Annotated in this window: 17 protein-coding genes, 2 rRNA genes and 1 pseudogene; 12 read left to right on the forward strand and 8 right to left on the reverse strand. The window is 52.9% G+C overall.

The window, feature by feature from the left end; translation table 11 throughout:
• The first annotated feature begins 91 nt into the window (after window positions 1–91).
• The 9 genes from NSS64_RS01755 (at window position 92) to NSS64_RS01795 (ending at window position 9,693) form a co-directional block, all read left to right on the forward strand.
• Window positions 92–3,018: ribosomal RNA gene (locus NSS64_RS01755) — 23S ribosomal RNA — on the forward strand.
• A gap of 76 nt (window positions 3,019–3,094) precedes the next feature.
• Window positions 3,095–3,211, forward strand: a 5S ribosomal RNA gene (gene rrf, locus NSS64_RS01760).
• A gap of 434 nt (window positions 3,212–3,645) precedes the next feature.
• Window positions 3,646–4,305, forward strand: coding sequence for a response regulator transcription factor (locus NSS64_RS01765; protein WP_340938150.1), 660 nt, complete (start codon window positions 3,646–3,648; stop codon window positions 4,303–4,305).
• A gap of 2 nt (window positions 4,306–4,307) precedes the next feature.
• On the forward strand, window positions 4,308–5,660 hold the full coding sequence (locus NSS64_RS01770) for a HAMP domain-containing sensor histidine kinase (protein WP_341139017.1): 1,353 nt from the start codon (window positions 4,308–4,310) through the stop codon (window positions 5,658–5,660).
• 103 nt (window positions 5,661–5,763) lie between these two features.
• Complete coding sequence (locus tag NSS64_RS01775) at window positions 5,764–6,855, forward strand: hypothetical protein (RefSeq protein ID WP_341139018.1); 1,092 nt, start codon at window positions 5,764–5,766, stop codon at window positions 6,853–6,855.
• 122 nt (window positions 6,856–6,977) lie between these two features.
• Complete coding sequence (locus NSS64_RS01780; protein WP_341139019.1) at window positions 6,978–7,775, forward strand: dihydrodipicolinate synthase family protein; 798 nt, start codon at window positions 6,978–6,980, stop codon at window positions 7,773–7,775.
• 64 nt (window positions 7,776–7,839) lie between these two features.
• Window positions 7,840–8,424 carry a DUF421 domain-containing protein gene (locus tag NSS64_RS01785; RefSeq protein WP_341139020.1) on the forward strand — a complete coding sequence of 195 codons (585 nt, stop codon included), beginning with the start codon at window positions 7,840–7,842 and terminating at the stop codon, window positions 8,422–8,424.
• 33 nt (window positions 8,425–8,457) lie between these two features.
• Window positions 8,458–9,159, forward strand: a complete 702-nt coding sequence (locus NSS64_RS01790; RefSeq protein ID WP_341139021.1) for a metallophosphoesterase — start codon at window positions 8,458–8,460, stop codon at window positions 9,157–9,159.
• 63 nt (window positions 9,160–9,222) lie between these two features.
• Window positions 9,223–9,693: an OsmC family protein gene (locus NSS64_RS01795; protein ID WP_341139022.1), complete on the forward strand. Its 471-nt coding sequence runs from the start codon at window positions 9,223–9,225 to the stop codon at window positions 9,691–9,693.
• A 29-nt stretch (window positions 9,694–9,722) separates the two neighbouring features.
• On the opposite strand, the gene NSS64_RS01800 is transcribed toward NSS64_RS01795, so the two are convergent.
• The 4 genes from NSS64_RS01800 to NSS64_RS01815 all read right to left on the reverse strand — a co-directional run bounded on the left by NSS64_RS01800 (window position 9,723) and on the right by NSS64_RS01815 (window position 15,248).
• Entirely contained in the window at window positions 9,723–11,141 is a 1,419-nt protein-coding gene (locus NSS64_RS01800; RefSeq protein ID WP_341139023.1) for a sensor histidine kinase, read from the reverse strand.
• Window positions 11,142–11,143: 2 nt separating this feature from the next.
• Window positions 11,144–11,830 carry a response regulator transcription factor gene (locus NSS64_RS01805; protein ID WP_341139024.1) on the reverse strand — a complete coding sequence of 229 codons (687 nt, stop codon included), beginning with the start codon at window positions 11,828–11,830 and terminating at the stop codon, window positions 11,144–11,146.
• A 15-nt stretch (window positions 11,831–11,845) separates the two neighbouring features.
• Window positions 11,846–13,318 (reverse strand): hypothetical protein, encoded by a 1,473-nt coding sequence (locus tag NSS64_RS01810; protein WP_341139025.1) that lies wholly within the window; start codon window positions 13,316–13,318, stop codon window positions 11,846–11,848.
• 508 nt (window positions 13,319–13,826) lie between these two features.
• Window positions 13,827–15,248, reverse strand: coding sequence for a glycoside hydrolase family 1 protein (locus tag NSS64_RS01815; protein ID WP_341139026.1), 1,422 nt, complete (start codon window positions 15,246–15,248; stop codon window positions 13,827–13,829).
• Window positions 15,249–15,385: 137 nt separating this feature from the next.
• Here NSS64_RS01815 and NSS64_RS01820 point away from each other — a divergent pair, with 137 nt between their 5' ends.
• Window positions 15,386–16,357: a LacI family DNA-binding transcriptional regulator gene (locus NSS64_RS01820; protein WP_341139027.1), complete on the forward strand. Its 972-nt coding sequence runs from the start codon at window positions 15,386–15,388 to the stop codon at window positions 16,355–16,357.
• 624 nt (window positions 16,358–16,981) lie between these two features.
• Here the strand turns inward: NSS64_RS01820 and NSS64_RS01825 are convergent.
• The 3 genes and pseudogenes from NSS64_RS01825 to NSS64_RS01835 form a co-directional block, all read right to left on the reverse strand.
• Complete coding sequence (locus tag NSS64_RS01825) at window positions 16,982–17,680, reverse strand: DUF6710 family protein (RefSeq protein WP_341139028.1); 699 nt, start codon at window positions 17,678–17,680, stop codon at window positions 16,982–16,984.
• Between the two features lie 113 nt (window positions 17,681–17,793).
• Window positions 17,794–18,180 carry a carbohydrate kinase family protein gene (locus tag NSS64_RS01830; protein ID WP_341142744.1) on the reverse strand — a complete coding sequence of 129 codons (387 nt, stop codon included), beginning with the start codon at window positions 18,178–18,180 and terminating at the stop codon, window positions 17,794–17,796.
• A gap of 5 nt (window positions 18,181–18,185) precedes the next feature.
• Window positions 18,186–18,308, reverse strand: a pseudogene (locus NSS64_RS01835) (substrate-binding domain-containing protein); the annotation flags it as partial.
• Between NSS64_RS01835 and NSS64_RS01840 the strand changes: the two are divergent.
• Entirely contained in the window at window positions 18,301–18,651 is a 351-nt protein-coding gene (locus NSS64_RS01840) for a GH32 C-terminal domain-containing protein (protein WP_340938172.1), read from the forward strand. The pseudogene NSS64_RS01835 and the gene NSS64_RS01840 sit on opposite strands and share 8 nt — an antisense overlap.
• A 111-nt stretch (window positions 18,652–18,762) precedes the next feature.
• Here NSS64_RS01840 and NSS64_RS01845 read toward each other — a convergent pair whose 3' ends face one another.
• Entirely contained in the window at window positions 18,763–19,236 is a 474-nt protein-coding gene (locus NSS64_RS01845; protein ID WP_341139029.1) for a DUF2798 domain-containing protein, read from the reverse strand.
• A 143-nt stretch (window positions 19,237–19,379) separates the two neighbouring features.
• Between NSS64_RS01845 and NSS64_RS01850 the strand changes: the two genes are divergently transcribed.
• Window positions 19,380–19,796 (forward strand): MarR family winged helix-turn-helix transcriptional regulator, encoded by a 417-nt coding sequence (locus tag NSS64_RS01850; RefSeq protein ID WP_341139030.1) that lies wholly within the window; start codon window positions 19,380–19,382, stop codon window positions 19,794–19,796.
• Window positions 19,797–19,917 lie beyond the last annotated feature (121 nt).

Genomic DNA, 19,917 nt, shown 5'->3' on the forward strand with positions numbered 1-19,917 from the left:
TTTGAATTAATGGCGATGCTACGATGATCTTGAAGGAAATACAGACGTTGAAGAAATTCATTGTCCGATATTTTCCTGACGGAAAAATCGAGGTTAAGCTACTAAGAGCACACGGAGGATGCCTAGGCGCCAGGAGCCGACGAAGGACGTGGCGAACAACGAAACTGCCTCGGGGAGCTGTAAGCAAGCTTTGATCCGGGGGTGTCCGAATGGGGAAACCCAGCTGTGGTAATTCGCAGTTACTCGTATCTGAATACATAGGATACGCAGAGGCAGACCAGGGGAACTGAAACATCTAAGTACCCTGAGGAAGAGAAAACAATAGTGATTCCGTCAGTAGCGGCGAGCGAACGCGGAACAGCCTAAACCAAGGGGCTTGCCTCTTGGGGTTGTGGGACGTCTCACATGGAGTTACAAAGGAATAGAGTAGGCGAAGAGGTCTGGAAAGGCCCGCGATAGAGGTAAAAGCCCTGTAGCCCAAACTGTGTTCTCTCCGAGACGGATCCCGAGTAGTGCGGGGCACGTGAAACCCCGTATGAATCCAGCAGGACCATCTGCTAAGGCTAAATACTACCTGGCGACCGATAGTGAAACAGTACCGTGAGGGAAAGGTGAAAAGCACCCCGGAAGGGGAGTGAAATAGAACCTGAAACCGTGTGCTTACAAAAAGTCAGAGCCCTCTTTATGGGTGATGGCGTGCCTTTTGTAGAATGAACCGGCGAGTTACGTTTAACATGCAAGGTTAAGGTGAGAAGCCGGAGCCGCAGCGAAAGCGAGTCTGAATAGGGCGATTTAGTATGTGGACGTAGACCCGAAACCGTGTGATCTACCCCTGTCCAGGGTGAAGGTGCGGTAACACGCACTGGAGGCCCGAACCCACGCATGTTGAAAAATGCGGGGATGAGGTGGGGGTAGCGGAGAAATTCCAATCGAACTCGGAGATAGCTGGTTCTCCCCGAAATAGCTTTAGGGCTAGCCTCGGTGAATGGAGTGGTGGAGGTAGAGCACTGATTGGGTGCGGGGCCCGCAAGGGTTACCAAGCTCAGTCAAACTCCGAATGCCATTTACTTCTTGCCGGGAGTCAGACAGTGAGTGCTAAGATCCATTGTCAAAAGGGAAACAGCCCAGACCATCAGCTAAGGTCCCCAAGTGTGTGTTAAGTGGGAAAGGATGTGGAGTTGCACAGACAACCAGGATGTTGGCTTAGAAGCAGCCACCATTGAAAGAGTGCGTAATAGCTCACTGGTCGAGTGACTCTGCGCCGAAAATGTAACGGGGCTAAACACACCACCGAAGCTATGGCTAGATACGTATGTATCTGGGGTAGGGGAGCGTTGTATATACGTTGAAGGTGTACCGTAAGGAGCGCTGGAGAGTATACAAGTGAGAATGCCGGTATGAGTAACGAAAAGATCAGTGAGAATCTGATCCGCCGAAAGCCCAAGGTTTCCTGAGGAAGGCTCGTCCGCTCAGGGTAAGTCGGGACCTAAGGCGAGGCCGACAGGCGTAGTCGAAGGACAACAGTTTGAAATTACTGTACCACCGTAATCCGCTATGAGCGATGGGGTGACGCAGGAGGGTAGTGACGCGGACTGATGGATGTCCGTCTAAGCAGTGAGGCTGGTGTGTAGGCAAATCCGCACACCGTAAGGCTGGGCTGTGATGGGGAGCGAAAATTACAGTAGCGAAGGTCATGATCTCACACTGCCAAGAAAAGCCTCTAGTCAGGAGAAGGTGCCCGTACCGCAAACCGACACAGGTAGGCGAGAAGAGAATTCTAAGGCGCGCGGAAGAACTCTCGTTAAGGAACTCGGCAAAATGACCCCGTAACTTCGGGAGAAGGGGTGCCTCGGTAGGGTGAATAGCCCGAGGGGGCCGCAGTGAAAAGGCCCAAGCGACTGTTTAGCAAAAACACAGGTCTGTGCGAAGCCGCAAGGCGAAGTATACGGGCTGACGCCTGCCCGGTGCTGGAAGGTTAAGGGGAGCGGTTAGGGGTAACCCGAAGCTGTGAACCGAAGCCCCAGTAAACGGCGGCCGTAACTATAACGGTCCTAAGGTAGCGAAATTCCTTGTCAGGTAAATTCTGACCCGCACGAATGGCGTAACGACTTGGGCGCTGTCTCAACGAGAGATCCGGTGAAATTTTAATACCTGTGAAGATGCAGGTTACCCGCGACAAGACGGAAAGACCCCATGGAGCTTTACTGCAGCTTGATATTGAATTTGGGTACGATCTGTACAGGATAGGTGGGAGCCGGTGAGGCAGGAGCGCAAGCTTCTGCGGAGGCGCCGTTGGGATACCACCCTGATCGTATCTAGGTTCTAACCTAGTGCCCTTAGCGGGTACGGGGACCGTGTCAGGCGGGCAGTTTGACTGGGGCGGTCGCCTCCTAAAGAGTAACGGAGGCGTTCAAAGGTTCCCTCAGAATGGTTGGAAATCATTCGCAGAGTGCAAAGGCATAAGGGAGCTTGACTGCGAGACCTACAAGTCGAGCAGGGACGAAAGTCGGACTTAGTGATCCGGTGGTACCGCATGGAAGGGCCATCGCTCAACGGATAAAAGCTACCCTGGGGATAACAGGCTTATCTCCCCCAAGAGTCCACATCGACGGGGAGGTTTGGCACCTCGATGTCGGCTCATCGCATCCTGGGGCTGAAGTAGGTCCCAAGGGTTGGGCTGTTCGCCCATTAAAGCGGTACGCGAGCTGGGTTCAGAACGTCGTGAGACAGTTCGGTCCCTATCTGTCGTGGGCGCAGGAAATTTGAGAGGAGCTGTCCTTAGTACGAGAGGACCGGGATGGACGTACCGCTGGTGCATCAGTTGTTCCGCCAGGAGCATGGCTGAGTAGCTACGTACGGACGGGATAAGCGCTGAAAGCATCTAAGCGTGAAGCCCCCCTCAAGATGAGATTTCCCAATTAGTAAGACCCCTTGAAGACGACGAGGTAGATAGGTTGGAGGTGGAAGTGCAGCAATGCATGGAGCTGACCAATACTAATCGGTCGAGGGCTTATCCAAATTTCTAACACGCAGATTCGTTTCGGATTCAGTTTTCAGGAATCAATTCCTGAAGCATTTACGCTGTAAATGCCCGTTTGGTGGCGATAGCGGAGGGGTTCCACACGTACCCATCCCGAACACGACCGTTAAGCCCTCCAGCGCCGATGGTACTTGGACCGAAGGGTCCTGGGAGAGTAGGACGTTGCCAAGCACACAAGACCACTGTTGATTTTCAGGCAGTGGTCTTTTTGTATTCCGGGCAAGGCTCTCTTTTTACAACTCCATAACAACTGTCACTCTACTCTATAACATGTAGAGAGTAGTGTAGTGGTAGAGACTGTTGTCGTCCCGAAAGCACCGGAGCCCACAGTGGTTGTGGATACGAGAGCAGTTAATTTGGCAGCGATAAGAACGCCTATTGATGAGCCTGCCGATAAGGGAAAATAAGCGGGAAGCTTATGTTCAATGAACTAACTAGTCCTGACGATCAAGCAGTTCTTGATTCGTCGGGATTTTTTGGCAGGCGGGTGTGTAAGGTCAGGTTCGGCTTATAGGTTATGGATGCTCTGGAATCTGGTATGATTAAGATTAGGTTACCTGTGTACGGGTACCCTGTGGCTACAGAGTTAGGAGGATATTCGATAGATGGCTCATATACTTGTTGTTGAGGATGAACAGGCGATTAATGATTTAATAACTATGAACCTTAAGCTGGTGGGACATACGTATTCCAAAGCCTATACCGGCTCAGAGGTTGCGGAATTGCTGGAGAAGGAACGGGCGGATCTCGTCCTGCTGGATGTCATGCTTCCCGGTCTGGACGGGTTCGGGGTGATGCAGCAGATTGCTCCGCTTAAGATTCCGGTCATTCTGATTACGGCCCGGAATGCACTCTCAGACCGGATCAGGGGCTTCGAGCTGGGTGCGGATGATTATATTATCAAGCCCTTTGAGATTCTGGAGTTGCTGGCCCGGATTAATGTTGTGCTGCGGAGGAATGAGCAGGCTGCCTCTGCTTTTGTATGCGATGAGGTTGAAGTCCGGTTCAAGGAGCGTCAGGTGTGGGTGGAACAGCTGCTGGTGGATCTGACGGCCAGAGAATTCGAGCTGCTTGAAGTGCTGATTCGCAATCGGAATATTGCTCTTTCCAGAGAGAAGCTGCTGGAGCTGGCTTGGGGCTATGATTATGCCGGTGATACCCGTACCGTGGATGTACATATCCGGCAGCTGCGCAAAAAGCTGGGCTGGGAAGAACGGATCAAAACCGTGTTCAAGCTGGGCTACCGGCTGGAAGTTCAGGTCTAGCCATGCGGTTCTGGCATAAGATTCTCCTTGCTGTCCTGGTGCTGTTTATAGCGGCACTTGATGTAAGTGTCGTGATGGTAATGAAAAAAAGCTGGCAGCTGAACATGGCCAGTGAGAGCAAACGTGCGGCCAGCGAACAGCTGCTAATTACGAATAATATCTATGAGAATCTGGATTCCATTCGGGCAAGAGGCGTCTCTCTTACCCCGGCACTGCTGGTCAGTGTGGCTAAGTCCTATGGAGAACACTACCGTAAGCAGGGGATAGAGCTGGAGCTGCGGGATGATGGACTGCTGCTCTATCCTGGTGAGAAAGAACAGCATGCAGCACAGGAAGAACATATCATGACGTTAGCGATGCCGCTCCCTGCTCCCTATCAACATTTGGAGCTGGTATACAAGCGCGATATCAGCGGGCTGTACGCTCAGCAGGAGGAGCTTAACCGTTTTTTTGTGATGATTAACTGGATTGTCGGTCCGCTCCTCGTGGGGTTGCTCTATCTTCTGATCAGGCATCTGACCAAGCCGCTCAAGCTGTTGTCGGAGACAACGAAGACGATAGCCGAAGGCGATTATTCCAACCGTGTGGAGCTGAACAGCAGGGATGAATTCGGGGAGCTGGCCGTAAACTTCAACCGGATGGCTTCAGTGATCGAGCAGCGGATAACCGATCTCGCAGGCATGGCTGAGGATAAGCAGCGGATGGTCGATAATCTGGCTCATGAGCTACGGACACCGCTGACCAGTATGCAGGGATTCGCAGAGCTGCTGACCACAGCTAACATAGATCAGGAGGATCAGGTCAAGGCGGGCCATTATATTCTTAGTGAAACCGTGAGGCTGAAGAATCTGGCCTTCAAACTGCTGGATCTGTCCGTTCTGCGGCATCAGCCGCTGATGCTGGCAGAGGTAGACGTGGCTTCGCTTTTCGACACAGTGGCCCAGACCGAACAGCAGAGGGTAACAGATAACGGATTACTGCTGGAGCTGAATAGCTCCATTCCTGCCGTATGGGGAGATGCTGATCTTCTGGCAGCTTTGCTGGTGAATCTGATCGAGAATGCGATTCCGGTGTCCAGGCCAGGGCATACGATCCGTGTGCTGGCCTATCAGCAGGACGGAGCAGGGGTGCTTGAAGTACAGGACAGCGGGAGTGGATTGACAGAAGAGCAGAGCAGGCGGGCATTTGAGCCGTTCTACCGTGCAGATCCTTCACGTTCGCGGTCCTATGGCCATGCAGGTCTGGGTCTCTCTCTATGCCGCCAGATTGCTGAAGCGCATCAGGCCAGAATTGAACTGCTATCTGCTCCGGGTGAGGGGACGAGCATCCGGCTTTTTTTAAGCTCCACTGTGTGAAGCTATTTTACAACTCCATAACAACTGCTCCTCTACTCTATAATATCCCGGGATTAAGCTATGGATAGAGTTAATATCCTGAATCCTGATGGAGGTAATACAATTGAACAAGAAAAAGTGGTCTGTTACTATGGCAGTTGTCCTATGCTCAGGCGGTATGTTCGCATTCAGCGGACTCCTTGTCCCCAGTCTGGCGAACTCAGCAGTCGTCGCGAAGTACAGTACGGCAGCTCAGGTCAGTGCTAAGGCAAGTCCGGCAGGAAGCGATGTTCCTGTACTTAAGGTGGAGGCACCCGTGCCGGTATCTACCGTGAATGATGATCTGCTGCTGAAGCAGATGACAGAGGAACAAATCCAGCAAATCTACGACTATCTAGAGCTCCCAGGCGATCCCCATATTTCAGGCCGGGCGATGAGCGATGCGGAGATTAACCGCAGGCGGGTGCTGGAGGATAAGTATGTATATGATGGTGTGCGGCCGCAGAAGCCTTTGCCGCTAGAGGCGAGTCAAGGAGAATTGTATCTCGATATAAAGACCAATACGTATCATCAACCGGAGCGCACCTGGACGGATGAAGAGCTGCTGCAAATGATTGACTGGTACTACCGGCTTAATCTTCTGTCATCCAAACGTAATATAACTGCTCCTGCCGTGGCCGTACCGGAGAAATTCAGCAAGACTGAAGTACAGGCACGGGCGGCTGAAAGTGTGCGCAAGCTGTTCGATGCCGATGTCTCCAAGCTGAAAACAAATGTTATGCTGGTGGAACCGGGTTATGGCATACCCTCATTTTGGTCGGTTCATTCTGCACCATATAAGTCGCTTACTCTGCTTGGACAAGGTCAGGAATACTGGCAATATAGTGTACAGATCGATCCTGACACCGGGGTGGTGGTAGATACTACAGCTTTTAACTCTATTATAAAAAGAACCCCGATCGACGCGGCAGCAGCGGCTGCCATGAAGAAGGATGACAGCTGGATAAAGGAAGCTACCCGGATTGTAAAGGACAAGCAGGGAGAGAAAAGAAAGATAGTGAGGGCGTATCTGACGAACACCGAGGTAAACAATAAACGCGGGATGGTGGCCGTAGATGTGTTGCTGGAAGACGGCAGCAAATATAATGCGGAATTACGCTATCCGGGTAAGCAGCTGCGTTGTCTGATCTATGAGCCTGCCGGTAAGGCTAAATAAGCGGGAAGCCGTGTTGCTATAGAACTGAATCTGTCCTGATGATCAAGTATTTCTTGATTCATCAGGATTTTTTGTTACATTGGAGATAGAAGATGCGAGGTCTATTCCAAAAGGAGTGTAATATGAAAAGATTAAATGTAGCGATCCCTACACCTTTTCACAGTGATGAGGGTCTGAATGTAGAAGGATTCGAAGCCATTGTCGCCTACCAGAAGCAGAACGGTATCGAATCGCTGCTGATCTCGGGAAGCACTGGCGAGCAGCATTCGCTGAGTATCGGAGAGAGAATGGAGATCATTGAGTACTTCAATCAGCAGGGCTTCCAAGGGATAGAGCTGGTGTTCGGGGCTTCTGCCATCAGAACCCGGGACGCGGTAACGCTGGTTCAGGCGCTGGAGACATCGGTAATCGATGCCATTATGATTGGCTTCCCGCCATACATCCGGCCTACGCAGCAACAGGCGGTTGCTTATGTGGAGGAGCTGCTTAGCCATACGAGCAAGCCGGTAGCGCTGTATAATAATCCCGGCCGGACCGGATTCGATCTGGCGCCGGAGTCGCTGTACACGTTAATCCGCCGCCACCCGAATATTGTAGGCTACAAAGAAACAGGCGATTTGCAGAGGCATGTGGGAGTAGAGTATCCGGAGGGGTTCATTCTTTTTGCAGCAGGGGATATGAGGCTTGTGGAGAATTTCGCCGCAGGCCCTTGCAATGGTCTCTCCAGTGTGGCCGGAAATCTGTACCCCTTGGAGATCAAGAGCGCGGTGGAGCGTCTGCTGCGGAAGGAGCAGGTGGAGGCTGGACCTTTGGAGGACATAGTGGCGCAGGTGTTCAGCTGCCATGCGCTTGTCAACATCAAACAGCATTACAACCGGTTGGGGATTCCGGCGGGCGTGTGCCGGGCTCCGATTCTCTAGAGATGCATATTCGCCTCCTGTAAGACAAAAACTAGCCTATCTACTATCAAAAGGAGACGGAGCGATGCATGAAATCTGGAGCGAAATCTGGAAGGCGCTGGTGCTGATCATTGTCGGGATGCTGGTGCTGCGGCTGGCCGGCCGCAAATCGATCTCGCAGATGACGATTCCTACGACGATCGCCATGATCTCAATTGGGACGATTATTGTACAGCCGATTGCCGATCATAGTATTCTGATTACCATAGTTGCAGCAGCCGTATTCATCATAGTGTTAATTGTAGTGGAATGGCTGCAGGTCCGCTGGGGTGCTCTGGAGCGGCTGATCAAGGGGCCTGCGGTTATTGTTATTGCGGAGGGACAGCTTCAGCCTAAGAATCTGCGGAAGCTGAGATTAACCGTCGATGAGCTGGAGATGAGCCTGCGGGGACAGGGCATCTCCAGGCTCAGCGATGTCAAAACAGCGACGATTGAGCCCAACGGACAGCTCGGATATGAACTGCAGGATTCCGCAAAGCCGGCCACTATGGCCCAGATTGAGGCGCTCTTTGCTAAATATCTGGGTGGAAGCGGTCCAGCGAACGAGGCTGGACACCTGGATCAGCCTGATCCGCAGACGGGGCTTTTTGAAGAGATTAAACTGCAATAAAGATAGACTGGATGCTGTAGAAGGAGGGAGTTCATGCGCAAATTCTTCATAACGGATATCCATGGCGATAAGACGGGTCTGGAGCTTCTGCTCCGGCAGTCTGGAATGAACTGGGCGCAGGACCAGCTGGTCATCGGCGGAGATATGATCAACCGGGGCAAGGACTCGGCCGGAGTGCTTGTTTACCTTAAGCAGCTTACAGAGCGGCATCCGGGCCAGGTCCATGCGCTGATTGGCAATCATGAAGAAATGATGGGGGATTATATAAAAAGCGGAGACAAGCTTTGGCTGAGCCATGGCGGGCGCGAGACGCTAGCGAGCCTGAAGCAGGCTTATCCCGACCCGGAACAACGGCAGGAGCTGATGGAATGGGCCTATTCTTTGCCGCTGTATTTTGAGGATGATGAATATGTATATACACATGCCGGACTGTATACAGAGCAGCCTCTGGAGGAGCAGAGCCGGGAGATTCTATGGATGACAGAATATGAATTCTACCGCCAGCCGCGTGAAGCGCTCCTGGCCTTAACGAATGGCAGGCCGGTGATTCACGGGCATACGCCGGTTGAACGGATCTATGGTGACGGCGTCAGGATGAACTGCGATCTGGGGTCTAATACCTACCCGATACTTGAAGAAAGGTCGCTTGGGCTGGTGAATCTGACGGAGAAGACTTGCCATGTGTATAGGCAGGCAGACCAGCGGCTGGTGACCAGACGGATCGGACGTATCTAGCCCCAGGAGTGACACAAGACAATAGTACTAATTTGATATGAAGAAAAGAAAGGACGGAGTGAGATGAAGCATCCTTTTCACCTGAAGGCGGTATGGAATGGAGGGCGGAACAGCGAAGGGCATATTGATGCGGGCGGACTGCGGACGGTTATATCGATTCCGCAGGAGATGGGCGGACCGGGAACCGGCACGAACCCGGATGAGATGCTGCTGGGTGCAGCAGCGACCTGTTACCTGATTACCCTGGCCGCAATGCTGGAGCGTTCGGAGATTGTTCCAGAGGAGCTGACCCTGGCGTCTGAAGCGACAGTAGATGTCACGAATAATGTGTTCACGTACGAAAAGATTGTGCACAAGCCTAGCATTGTGCTCCAGGCTGGTGCGGCACCGGCGCAGCTGAAGATGGCAGAGCGGCTGGCACATAAGGCTGAAGCCTCCTGTATGATCTCCAGAGCCGTGGCCGGTAACGTCTCTATAGAGACTAAGCCAATTGTGGAAATCTCGCGAGGGAGCGGACAAGCCCGGATAGAGTAATAGAAGCACAGCGGGATACAGAGCTAGAGCTACACTGGTGAGGCAAAATGCTGCTCCACCTCGTAACGCGGCAGCTCTACAATTACTGTGGTTCCCTTGGTGAATTCGCTCTGGATTCGCAGCTGCCCGTCATGCAGCTCGATAATTTCTTTGCAGATGGCGAGGCCCAGGCCGCTTCCGGACTGGCGGGAGCGGCCTTTGAAGAATTTGGTGCCAAGCTGTGCCAGATCCTCAGTCTCGATACCTTCGCCGTTGTCGGCGACTGTGACGAGTATCCGCTCGCCTTCGAGTACGGCTGTAAGGCGGACCTCGCCCTCCGCAGGGGTGAACTTGAAGGCATTATCCAGCAAATTGACAAACACCTGCTTCAACCGGTTAAAATCACCGTCCACCGGCAGCGGCTGATCGGGAAGGTCGGCGTAGAGGCGGATCTGCTTTGTCTGCCCCCGGTATCTGAACTGCAGCAGCAGATCCTCCAGCAGGCCTCTAAGATCATACGGCTGGCGCACAATGCGGATCTCTCCGGCCTGGAATTTGGAGAAGTCCAGCAGATCCTCCACCAGGCCGATCAGCCGGTCTGTCTCCCCGGTCATAACCTCAAGACCCTGCAGGGTCTCCTGTTTATCCGATAGATCACCAACCAGCAGGGTCTCCCCCCAGCCTTTGATGGAGGTAAGCGGGGTCCGCAGCTCATGAGTGACGGAGGAGATGAAATCATATTTGAGCTTCTCGCTCTTGAGGATCTCCTCCGACATATAATTCAGCGTTACCGCAAGGGTGCCGACTTCATCGTCATACCGTCTCTTTGCCCGGACGGCAAAATTACCGGTGGCCATTTCCTTGGCGACCCCGGTCAGCTGCTGGATCGGCCCTACGATCCGTTTGGCGATAATCAGGCTGAGCATGAAGCCGAATCCAATGACGAGCAGCCCGACGATGGCTGCATTCAGCGCAATTTTGAGAATAACGTTATATAGAGGCTCTGCTGAAACCGAGTAGCGCAGCAAGCCGATCGTGCTCCCCGACTCCTTCAGCGCGATAGAGACTGCCATAATTCGTTCCCCGTTCACTGGCTTGATGCTCTGAAAGCTTCCTTTGCCGTTGGCCAGGGCTGCTCTCACATCAGGGGTACTCACCTGCTCTGTACTGGAGAAGCCGAAGGAATTAATGACCACATGCCCGGCTGGACTCAGCACCTCCACCTTACTGCTCTCCTCAGGGGAGAGATTCTCCAGAATATAACGCGCCCGTTCATTCAAGCTATAACTCTCCAGATACTTATTGAAAAAGGTCGCTGAAGTCGTGGCCCTTGTATTCAATGTCTCCATCGCACTGCCCAGATAATAATAGTGGACAGCAGCGATGAACACTCCCTCCAGCAGCAGCACGATCAGGAGCAGCATAAGGGTAATATAGACGATAAGTCTGGACCTGATTCCCTTCAGCACAATTAGCCCCTCCAAATATATCCGAATCCCCACACGGTCTCAAGGAACTGCGGCCCGGAGGACTCCTGTCCGATCTTCTGGCGGATTCGGCTGATATTCACATCTACAATTTTAAGATCTCCCATGAAGTACTGCCCCCATACGGCTGTCAGAATATCATCCCGGTTCATGGCCTTGTTCGGCTGTTCCATCAGCAGCTTAACGATCATGAACTCGGTCGGGGTCAGCGGGATATCCTGCCCGTCCTTCAATAATTTCCGTTCATCCAGCATTAGGGTAAAAGGCGCAAGCTCGATGAGATTCTCCTGCGGCAGTGCTTCTCCCGGATACATCCTGCGGTAGAGTGAGCGAACCCGGGCAACCAGCTCCACCGGACTGAAGGGCTTGACCACATAGTCATCTGCGCCGGATTCCAGGCCCATGACCTTGTCGATTTCCTGGCTTTTGGCGGTGAGCATAATGATTCCCAGCCGGGGGAAGTGTGTCCGCAGAAGGGTGCACACTTCGAACCCGCTAAGTCCGGGCAGCATCAGGTCGAGAATCGCGATGTCAAAATCCCTCTGCTCTTTTGCAATGCGCAGCGCCTCTTCACCGGTAGAAGCCTCCGCGGTCTCGAAGCCTGCCCGCTTAAGGTTGATACACAGCAGATCACGGATAGGCTTCTCATCTTCCAGTATCAGCACTTTCATGAACAGCTCTCCTTCTTATTGCCGGGGCTTCTGGGGTGTGCCGGCCAGCTGAACGACTTCATCCAGTGTCAGCTTCAGCTGATTATAATTCTGCAGATCGGCCCCCTGCAGCTTGCCGGCGGCATCCGCTGCGGGCATTACGGCAACGAATAGCGTAGGCTCCGTGTCATTGTTAGAGTTCCCCTGCTCATACAGCAGCTTATACTCTCTATTCTCAGCCTTCAGCTGGACCTCTGCGGCAGCCCAGGCTTTCTTCGTCAGCAGGCGAAGCTCCAGCAGCGGAGCCTTCACAGCAGACCCGGCATTCTTGTAGCTGAATTGGAGCTTCTCCCAGGGCTGGGGTGATTCTCCCGGAACCTCCAGCAGGGTCTGGCCCGCCCAGGACTTGGGAATACGGAAGTTGAAGCCCCAGCGGTCGAACAGCTCCTGCACGAAGGTCAGGCCGGTCTGTCCGTCCCACTGATAATATTTGGTGATGAATGGGGTCGCCAAGGGAGCCATGCTCTCCGTACCGGCTGGCGGCACCAGGAAGCCGAATTCCAAGATCCCGTCATTATTCACATCCAGGCTGGACTGCGGGTAGTCCTTAATTGCCATACTGCTGCTGCCAAGCAGGTCAGGAGAGACAGCTGGCGGAGACAGCACCAGATCCTTGCTTGCTGCGAGCGCGGTACGCTGATAATCATCTGTTGCCAGTATATCAGTAAACCTGTCTTTTTCCCAAGTCAGCAGTGAAGTATAGGAAGCATGTGCGCCAATGGCGGCATCGATGACGATTGCGTCCCGGGTAGGGGACGCCTTGCCGAACTGGGCTTCGATGACATTACCATCCAGCTTCTGGTCAGATAAGGTCTGCAGCGTACCGTCCTTGAGCCGGAGCAACAGGAGATGGGTCTCACGGATGTTATCTGTGGTGTAGGTACTCTGAAGCAAGGCAATGTCGGTATGCCCGCTTCCGGTCAGGTCGCCAAGGACCAGCTGGTCGTAAGGCTGCTTAAGCAGCTCGGTCAGCTTGCCGCCGCTTAGACTGTAGACCGCCAGCTCTTTGCTTAAGCCCTCCCCGCCGCCGTATCCGAGCAGCAGCTCCTCCGCTCCGTCACCGGTAACATCTGTGAAGGACACTTCATTCAATTCGCTGCCTACTCCGGTAAGGTTAGCCAGCTTGGTCCACTTGCCGTTCTGCTGTGAGAGGAGGAGGGTATTGATCTCGTAATCGGTTTTGTCTGTCTTGTAGAAGGCCAGAAGCTCCTCCTGCCCGTCCTTGTCCAGATCCTGTAATTGAATCGCACTGCCGGATTCCGAGTGGATGGGAACCGTTAAATGCGCGTTGGCCGGTAGAAAGGATTTGACGATTCCGGTAAGATTGCCGTCGCTATTCCCCTGTGCCGGGGCTTGAAGCAGATCGCTCGGCGTCTTCATGGTACCACAGCCGGAGGCGATCAGGCTTAAGAATAAGAGGCTGCTGAGGCCGAAGGTATATTTGTTCATTGCAGTTACGCTCCTTAGGATTCATCTGTGGCTAGTATATCCTAACCTTTCGGGCAATTAGTTTCAAAATGGTAAAGGAGCTGACTGAAGATATAAATCTGAGATGGAAGGGTAGTAACGCAAAGCTTAAACTCGTCGACTGCGGTGAACATTTGGACTTTCGGCCGCTGTTATGTTTGGATTTCCTGATTGAACCCGCTGGGCGCGGTAGAAATCCAAACATAAAGGCGGTCGCTACCGCTCCTACAGTTCCAAATTTCCCCTTCGCTCCTTCCCGCTTTTTGTTAATGGCTTATTCAACTGAAATTGATATCTTCAGTTATCGGGGGAGGGGCAGGCAAAGACCGGCGGAATGGGCCGCTGTCGCTACCATTCCTACAGTCTAACCCAGACTGGGCGGCATGGGTTAGACTGTATCTGAAGCCATGATTCCTACAATGAAAAAAAGGCTGTCCCAATCAGCCTTTTTTAGGCTTTTCGGGACAACCCTGTATATGGTCTGGCTATTCTATTCGCCTGAGCGCCGCAGGCTCTGTCCATTGGTAGCAATAACATCCTTATACCAGTGGAAGGATTTCTTGCGGTAGCGCTCCAGTGTTCCTGTATTGTCGTCGTGGCGGTCTACGTAGATGAAGCCGTAGCGCTTACTTAGTTCAGCGGTTGACGCACTGACCAGGTCAATACAGCCCCAAGAGGTGTAGCCCATGACTTCAACGCCGTCCTCAATAGCTTCGCCCACCTGCACCAGATGGTCGTTCAGGTACTCAATCCGGTAGTCGTCATTAACGGTCGGCACGCCGTCTTCGCCGGTGATCAGCTCATCCTTGGCCCCGAGTCCGTTCTCTACAATGAACAACGGCTTCTGGTAACGGTCATAGAACATATTCAGCACATAACGCAGACCCTGCGGGTCAATCTGCCAGCCCCATTCGGAAGCCTTCAGGTATGGATTAGGTGCGCCCCCGATCAGATTGCCTTCCTGGGTGCGTTTGCTGCGGTCTCCCGTCTCACAGATGCTCACATAGTAGCTGAAAGAAATGAAATCTACGGTGTGCTTGAGGATTTCTGCATCTCCGGGCTCCATGTGAATCTCAATGCCGTGCTCTCTGAAATAACGTTTCATGTAGCCGGGATATACGCCTCTCGCATGAACATCCCCGAAGAAGTAGTTCATATGCTCCGACTTCATCGCTGCAATCACATCGTCCGGGTTAGGTGTCAGCGGGTAGGTTGGCATGCTGAGGATCATACAGCCGATCTGGGCCTGGGGGTTGATCTCATGTCCAATCTTGACCGCAGTAGCACTGGCTACCAGCTCATGATGAATCGCCTGATACAGATCCTGCTTGCTCAGCTTGTCCTTCGGTGTATAGATCCCGCCGCTCATAAACGGTTCGTGCAGGATGGAGTTAATCTCGTTGAAGGTCAGCCAGTACTTCACTTTATCCTTGTAGCGGGTGAATACCGTTCTGGCATACCGTTCGTAGAAGCCGACTAATTTGCGGTTGACCCAGCCGTCATACTGCTTCGACAAGTGCAGCGGCGTTTCGTAATGGGAGAGGGTCACCAGCGGCTCAATGCCGTATTTGTGACATTCATCGAACAGGTCATCATAGAATTGCAGGCCTTGCTCATTCGGCTCCAGCTCATCACCGTTCGGGAAGATCCGGGACCAGGCAATCGAGGTGCGGAAGACCTTGAAGCCCATTTCAGCAAAAAGCTTAACATCTTCTTTGTACCGGTGGTAAAAGTCGATGCCGACCAGCTTCATATTATCCTCGGTAGGCACCTCGGTGATGGGGCCCTTGATTCCTTGCGGAGCTACGTCTTGAGTGGACAGGCCTTTGCCGTCCTCGTTATATGCGCCTTCCAATTGATTGGCAGCTACTGCGCCGCCCCACAGGAAGCCTTCAGGAAATGGAGTACTCATGGATAATCCCGCCTTTTTATAGTTATGGTCAGATATGGTAAGCTATTAATATGTCCCATAATTCCATGCTAAATGTTGTAACGCGTTACATGTCAAGTATTATTTAAAAGATCAGAATTTATGTAAGGAGTGCCATCATGTCGAATCTGGATCAAATCGCCAAACTGTCGGGATTCTCCAAGGCTACGGTATCAAGAGTACTGAATCGTTCTCCCCATGTAAGTCAGGCGACGCGGGAGAGCATCCTGAAGATTATGGAAGAGCTGGACTATGTGCCGAACGGCAATGCCATTTCCTTGTCCAGAGGACAGACGATGCAGATCGGGATGGTTACAGAGGGGATCAACGAGGTGATGCTGCCTTTTCTGAACAGCTTCGTGGAGACTGCGAGCCGGCACGGATATCAGACGATCATCTATACCTCAGGGGGCGATCCGGCCAAAGAGCTGCAAGCCTTCGAGGATATGCGGCGCAAAAGAGTTGATGCGCTGGTGATCAGCACCTGCGTCAACGATCAGGCGCTCCTTGGCTCCTATTGCAAATACGGGCCAATTGTGTCCTGGCAGCGGATGGAGCTTCCGGAGATTCAGAGTGTCGCCATGAATCAATATGACGGGTACATGCTGGGGCTTGAGCATGTGATCGGACGGGGGTATACGCGGATTGCCAATGCCTGGGGCAGGCCGACCAGTATGAATACCTCCGGGCGGATACAGGCGTATCAGGATGCAGCCCGCACACACGCTCTGACGGTTAACCCGGACTGGTCACAGACGGGCATCCACTCCATCCGCCAGGGCGAAGGGCTGATCCGGGAGCTGCTGCTGAGGTCCGGCGAGCGTCCGAATGTCATCCTCTGCGCCAATGATATGGTAGCGGCAGGGATACTGAGCGAGGCCCGCAGGCTTAAGGTGAAGGTGCCGGAGGAGCTGGCGATTGTCGGATTCGACAATACGGAGCTGGCCCATACGCTGGGAATCACCTCGATTGATAATCCGATTGCCGCACAGGCGCAGAATGCGCTCTATCTGATTATCGGCAAGCTGGGGGGAACAGAAGCCGGGCAGCAGCAGCTTGAATTCCAGCTCGTACAGAGAGCTACTACTTGAATAAGCCGTGAACCGTCCGATTTGGGCGGGTTCGCGGCTTTTGTGCTTGTATAGGAAACTATAGCTTCCTTCTGCTGTGGAAAAGGTGTGTGTAAATTTGTGGATAAGAGTTCTTTGAATGATTCGTAGAATGACTTTGATGCTGAATGTGACTGAAGGCTGAGGGTATGCTTAAAACCGAACACAATGGGACCGGGAGCGCCACGTAGGCCGTGCGTTTATCGCAAGAGACGTATTTTCACAGAAAAACTGAATACAATGGGTGCCGCTGCGCGGAGGGAAGGGCCCCATGCATCATAGGCAGTAACATTTTAAGAGGAATCCTGCCAAAAATGCAACAATACTGCCCCAAAGAAGCGGTCAATGCTGAAATCCTGCACGAACTGCAACAAATTCAGCGCTAACTTGCTCTAAACACCGAAATTTGTGCAAATCATGCAACAATGTACTTCAACCCGTAAAAGATATAGAGGAATCCTGCAAAAAGAGCAACATTACTGCTCCTTAAAAGCGGCCGGAGGGAGAAGAGTGAAAAGCCTCTTAAGAGCGGCATAAGGCATTTAACATCGTTCACCCGTCAGGGTGATTTGTTTGAGCTGCACTTGCTGAAACGGATGTCGTCCTTCAGAAAATAATCTTCTGCGCCGCCATGATCCGGCCGATCTCAAAGATGGCGGCGCATTCCACGAAATGAACCTCGGAGATAATTGAATGGTCGTGCGTTCTGTAGTAATACCTGCCGTCGGTATACACGTGATCGTAGATAAGGCTGATGTCATACACCGAGGTGGGGTAGAGCTCCCCTTCGCCCTTGGCGATCCCCGCTGTTATGGAATGATGCCCTGAGCCTTCCACGAAGGAGATGCCAAGCGGGAGCCAGAGGGTAACCTGATGATCCTTATCCTGCCGCCAGCTTCCGTTCAGGGTACCTTCACCGATGCGGATCAGACTGTCGCGCAGCTTGCGGGGAATCCAGGGGGAGGGGAAGACCAGGTCACGTGCCAGGTTGATGATTCTGCTGCTGTTGTCAATCTGCCGCATCAGGAAGTGGAAGCTCCGTCCATCCAGCGTAACCTCGGCCCATTCATCAAAGAACAGGTTGTCCGAGAACATCCGCTCCAACTGGTCGACCTCCCCGTAGAGCGCGGGCATCAGCATGAGCTGGCTCTGAATACGTCTGCCGATGAGCCGGATGAAGTCCACAATCGGGTGGGTCTCGGGCTGGAAATAACCATAATTGATATCATAATAAAAGCCGAGATTCTCATTGATTAAATCCTTGGCAAACGCCATGAGATTATCGAATTCTTGTTTCATCGTCATGCAAAAGCTGCTCCTTCAACCATATGATAATGTGCTTATCATATTACGTGCCATGCTCCCCTGTCTGTGATGAAAACAGCAGGTAAAGATTGGTTTAACAGCAGCTCCGCAGCTTACCCTGCAAACTCCTGGACCTCGTCCAGTGTCGGCAGCGCGGCAATCGCCCCGACCTTGGTGCAGACCATCGCCCCCACCCGGTTGGCGAAGGTGACGAATTCTTGCTGCAGCTCCGCGCTGCGGGTGAAGTCTGCCGGATGGGCCAGCTGGCTGATCCGGCAGAGCAGCGCTCCGATGAAGGCATCGCCGGCACCGGTGGAATCGATGGACTTCACGGTGATGCTCGGAATCAGCAGCCGGGAGTCCGGGGAGATCAGGGTGCCGTCTCTGCCCAGAGTAACGGCTACTGCTCCGGCTCCCCATTCATGCAGCATATCAAGGGCGGCATCACGGTCCGCTTCGCTTGTAATCAGCTGCAGCTCCTCGTCGCTGACCTTTACCAGATCGGCCAAATATGAACCGTTGTCAGATGGGGTTCGATGATCCGGGATTCCGAGGCATCGTCGAAGCCGCAGACCGCTACCTGCTCCGGCACCTTGATTCCTCTGTTCTTAAGTGACTTCATGACACGGATTGAAGCGGAAGAATTCGGTCTTATTATTCATCATACAGCTACTGAGTATACTGAACTCATCTACTCTGCTGCTGAAGACACTCTAACCCTGCACAGAGATCAGTCCGGCGAGACCGGCTTCTCGGACATATTTCCCGATCTCCAGAGCACGGGGGGAATCGGCAGCCTGAAGAGCCTGCGTATCCTGCTGGATGCCTGTTCGGTGGAGGTGTTCGCCAATGACGGCCTCGCCGCCATCACCAGCCTGGTCTTCCCTGGAGGCATCTGCTCGGGCCTAAGCTTCTATGCTAAGGGCGGCAGTGTACAGCTCCAGGGCGGGCGCCTGTCTTTCATGGAATAAATAATCAATAGAATGAATCCCGGACAAGGGTGTTCCGCACAGCCATGAGATCATGGCTGGCTGAACACCCTTTTTGGTATGGCGGGACCGCGGCACCGGTCCACGCCAGCCTTAGACGCCCGGTGCTGCCGTACGGACCGGAAACATCCGGCTGAACAGGAACCGGGTCAGCGGACCGGCCACCAGCAGCTGGAGCGGCAGGGCGCAGATGAAATTAAGCCCCAGGATGGAGAAGTAATGACGGAAGAAGTTGTCCCCGAATCCGAAGTGTGCTAGTGTGCCGTATAGAGACATGAGAATGACCATGCCGCAGACCATGAAGCACGAGATCGTCAGCACTTTGCGGATCTGGGGGGCGGAAGGCTTCACTATTTTGAAGGCCAGCCCCCTGGCAATTCTGCCAACCACCACAATATCGCAGAACAGGGCAACGGCAAGTGCCGGGAGCAAGCCCACAGCCACATCCGTGAACAGCCTGCTGTTGAATCCGTTAGAAATAATTACATTATAGAAAGACATAAAGACGACCATGCAAAAACACATCATACTGGTGAAAATTAAAGCTTCTTTTTTGTTGCTGCCCATGTTTCCGAACTCCCTTAAATGTAAGTTTATCAAACTTCACTTATAGTAGCAGTGGGAGGGATTATTGTCAACTTGGTTGACAATTAAGGCAACAGAGATTCCCGGTAAGGCGGAACTGCATTTCTCTAATGGAGGTCTTGTAAATGAAGGAGTATATGAGCGGGTTGAATCTGGTCGATATGATCAGCGAGAAGCATAAGATGCTGCGGGACAAGGTAAACCAGATGAGCGGCGAGCCGCTGAATAAGACGGAGACGCATATTCTGGCGATGCTGGAGCAGCACGGCGTTCTGTCCATCTCGGAGATCAGCAGGCTGATCAGCATTTCCCGCCAGGGCACGCAGAAGACGATCAACAATCTGCTGGCCGAAGGTTACGTGGGTACCTCTGCTAAGGAAGGGAACAACCGGGACAAGCCTATCGTGCTCACTGCGAAGGGGACAGCGGCTTGCCGGAGTATGCTGGAGATCAAGCATACTATTGAGGACGAAATCACGGCCCGGATCGGCAGGGAGCAGGTGGAGCTGCTGCGGACGCTGCTTACACAGGACTGGCTCTGAGACCTCCTGAAAATGGCTGAATATAGCAAAAAAAGCTGAAATAAGCAAACGGGACGAAGCGGAAAGCCTGCTTGGTCCCTTTTGCTGTGTCTTTCGGCGAATATCATTTGTTATTCATGGT

The sequence above is a fragment of the Paenibacillus sp. FSL H8-0122 genome, from assembly GCF_038005345.1.
GTDB lineage: Bacteria > Bacillota > Bacilli > Paenibacillales > Paenibacillaceae > Paenibacillus_AQ.